Source organism: Algivirga pacifica, assembly GCF_039543525.1.
In the GTDB taxonomy this organism is placed as follows: domain Bacteria; phylum Bacteroidota; class Bacteroidia; order Cytophagales; family Flammeovirgaceae; genus Algivirga; species Algivirga pacifica.
On record NZ_BAABJX010000061.1, the window covers coordinates 1 to 3483 of the forward strand.

The following is a 3483-nucleotide window of genomic DNA, read 5'->3' on the forward strand; positions in this document are numbered from 1 at the left end:
TCATTGCCACTCCTTATAAATTTAAAGCCTTATTCAGCACGAGATGTTGGATAAGGCTTTTTTGTGTTTAAGGGGGATATATTGATAAGTTTTGAGGATACCGTACTTCTTTTATGAATCCATTGCCCTATTCATCAATGGTCTTAACTGAAATTATTGAGATAAAATAAATGAATGTAGTTTTAAACTCCCCAAGCTTTCCGGCAGAATACGTTAGGTCCAACGCTGTTAGATGGTTTGTTGTGCCTATTCTGGCATCGCTGCTCAAGATATGTTCTGCTACCATTTTTACGCCCTCTTCCCCAAAAGGTAGTGCGTAAGAAGCACCAATGGTGACTTTTATTTTGGTAAGGAGTTGGTCAGAATCTTGGTCAGGAGCTACGAATGAAATTCCTGGTTCCTGATGGATCATGCCATCTACCCACCAACTCAGAGGAGCATCATATTTCAAATCAATTCCCAGATAATTCACATAAAAAGGTTCTCCCTGATATCTTTTTTCATGCCGGTGACGCAGGTAGCTTGCTCCCAAGTCAAAATTACCCAAAGGATAGGTCACACGTCCCCCATACCCTTTCGAATAATCATAACGATCCAAAATATCCAGTTCATTATTAATTACCCAAAGCTGTATATGCCCATCATTTCCAAATTGGTAAGTGCCCAGGGTAGCGAATATGCCGGGATTAAATGCTACTGGATCCAAGGGATGAAACATATCCATCCAATTTAGGGTTCTCAATAGCTTGGCATTTCCCCAGCGTATCTCCTGGTAACCAACTTTGAGCGACAGTCGATCATACGTATAGGCGATCCATCCTTGGTAAGGTAAAGGAATTAACTCCCCTTCTCCATCAAAAAGTCCTCCCAAAAGCGCTACAGAAGCAAATGCTTCCAACTGCTGTTTTTCAGAAATATTCCATTGATAATTTATTTCAGGGATATACAACCCCAGCAACTGACGCTCAGAACTTATATTGTCACTATTGGGCATAGGGTCCTTATCATACTGACGTGCCATCCCGGTGATTACCAGCGTTCCATCAAAAGTAAACTGATGCTTTTTGAGCGTATCCTGTGCCGAGGATAAAGAGGTTTCCTGAGCGAGAAGAGTTGTGAAAGCACCTAGAAAAAGTAAGGTAGAAAAAATAGTTTTCATTGGTTTTTTGGGGTTTTTTGAAAAAAGTAAGTACCTCTATCCGAAATGGGTAGAGGTACTTAATTCATATATAGGAGATAGATAACGAAATTATTTTAATCTGTATACTCCTCTGCAAACTCCATTCTGAGCTCTGATTGTTTTAACCAAAAATGAGCTTGTATGTCACCTAAAGATCTCCAACCTATGTAGAGTAAGGCATCTCCGTCTGTATTTAATTGTTCTTGTGTATGTTGAGAGTAGGCAGCGTTTACAAAGCTTAACTCATCTGCTAATCTGAATTCTTTCTTCTGTTTTTCAGTGTAGCACTTAAAATAATCATAGTCATTATTTTGTTTAGTGACAAAAACAAATACAGAGATTTCAAAACCACCTTGAACTTCAGACAGTAATAAAAGTGCATAATCTGTAAGAGAATCTTGATTAAAAGCCCCTTCAGTGAAATATGGATATTGACTATTTTCTATTTTTTCAGAATAAATATTTGCATACTCTGATTGTTCAGGGATTCTATAATTGGGAAGTTGATCATTAATAAACTCCAATAAAGAATTTGGTATGGTTTCTCCTTGTTGAATAGTCGTATCATTCTTAATAGAGGTATTAATGTTTGCTTTTGAGTCTTGTGATGAAGTGTTTCTATCACAGGAAAAAAATGTTACTATTAACAGTAATGAAATTAGAATCTTCATTTTCTATCTAAAATTAAAAATATCCAACCAAGATCGATTTACTCCTTTATAACCTAAATGACCATGGTCATCGTGTCCAAACATAGGACCTGAATTACTTGAGGAGAATTGTTGGTCATTTATAAAAGCCCTTAGAGGTGAGTAATTTGAAGTAAATCCCCAATTGCTAGCCATTTGATAAAAAAGTTTATTTATATCTTGATCAAAATATGGGGCAAAGTCCTGCCCATCAATAACTTTAACACCACCTTGGTAACTCGTATATGAACTATTAAAATAACGATAATCCAACGCAGCTCCTTTATAGTAGTGTTGGATATCACCATTGCGATCAAATTTAGGTCCTCCGTGTGTAGAGTGGTCCCAACCAGGTGCTTCTCCTATTTCATTAGACAGATCTCCAATATCTATCCTGGACTTATAACCTGATTTTACGTGGAATTCTGATATCAATCCAAATAACTCAGCAGCTACATGAGGTTTTAGAAAATGGTCTCCTTTAGCGTATTTGTAATAAGCGGTTATAGATGAGACATTTGCTTTCTCCGTAGGAGAAATGTAATCACCATAAGTAAAAGTTCGGTACTTACCTCCAGCTTTATCAATACCTCCATATCTTCCAAAACCATGCCCTGCGGCTGGAAATTCTACATATCCCCATTCATTGACAGGTAGATTATAAGATCCCATTAAGAATGGTCCATCAAAAACATTGTAGGTGTGAAACAAGGAGGTACTATTAGGATCATTACCATAATGAAAAATATTATGGGTATCCAAATGAATATTAAACGTATCCAACCCCAACAAATCAGAAAACATCACCGGATTATTGGTATACCCTGCATAAGGGCTTTCATTTTCCTTGATCACCGGATCTTGCTGCCACCAGCGTCCTATCGCCGGGTCATACATCCGGAACTCGTAGGCGTAGTTTCCTTCTAGCTCTTCCTCTTTTTCCTTTCTGTTAAACTGATAGGCGTATTTTTCAGCAAGTTGGGTAGCTTTTAATATAATAGGTAATAACAGCTGACCATCGCTTAATTTTTGCTTATTACATGGTGTCTCTAAATGATATCTAACCTTATAGACAGAGAGGGACAAGAGTAATATGAAAGCCTATAGTACTCTTATTTAAAGAGTAGGTTGAGTAAATAAATGTACTATAGTACAACTTAAAAAAATTAACATTCGTTGAAGTGTCATTGACTGAGTAGGTTATGTAATTCTGTGATTATTTCTGTAAATAATTGAACTATTCCATTTGCATAATCCAAAAAATACCTACACTTTTGCATCCCCTTCAAACGGAAGGCCACAACAATTCAGGTAATGGGATACGCTCTTTGGAGCTATTTGATATTTACAAAATCATCTAATTTCACTCCTGAAAAGTTTTTGAAAATTTGTTTTGGAAGTTAGTTGAAAGTTTTCTTACCTTTGCATCCGCTTTCGGAAGGAAAGTAAGAAAAAGAAGTTTTGGGAAGGTATTGAAAACGTGTTTATCACTATCGAGAGTGTAGGTTTTCAAGGAATCTCACTGAAAAAAAACTTCAAAATTAATTTGGATTGTAATTGAAAGTTTTCTTACCTTTGCATCCGTTTCTGAAACGAAGGAGTTAGAAAATATAA

At 36.5% G+C, this 3483-nt stretch carries 3 protein-coding genes; all 3 read right to left on the bottom strand.

Going from position 1 to position 3483, the window contains the following annotated elements; translation table 11 throughout:
* Nucleotides 1-127: 127 nt before the first annotated feature.
* The gene (locus tag ABD985_RS19085; protein WP_345374583.1) at nucleotides 128-1159 is read right to left on the bottom strand and encodes a hypothetical protein; all 1032 of its coding nucleotides are present in this window, start codon (nucleotides 1157-1159) and stop codon (nucleotides 128-130) included.
* A gap of 95 nt (nucleotides 1160-1254) precedes the next feature.
* The gene (locus ABD985_RS19090) at nucleotides 1255-1851 is read right to left on the bottom strand and encodes a hypothetical protein (RefSeq protein WP_345374585.1); all 597 of its coding nucleotides are present in this window, start codon (nucleotides 1849-1851) and stop codon (nucleotides 1255-1257) included.
* Nucleotides 1852-1854: 3 nt separating this feature from the next.
* Nucleotides 1855-2955 (bottom strand): RHS repeat domain-containing protein, encoded by a 1101-nt coding sequence (locus tag ABD985_RS19095; RefSeq protein ID WP_345374587.1) that lies wholly within the window; start codon nucleotides 2953-2955, stop codon nucleotides 1855-1857.
* Nucleotides 2956-3483: the final 528 nt, after the last annotated feature.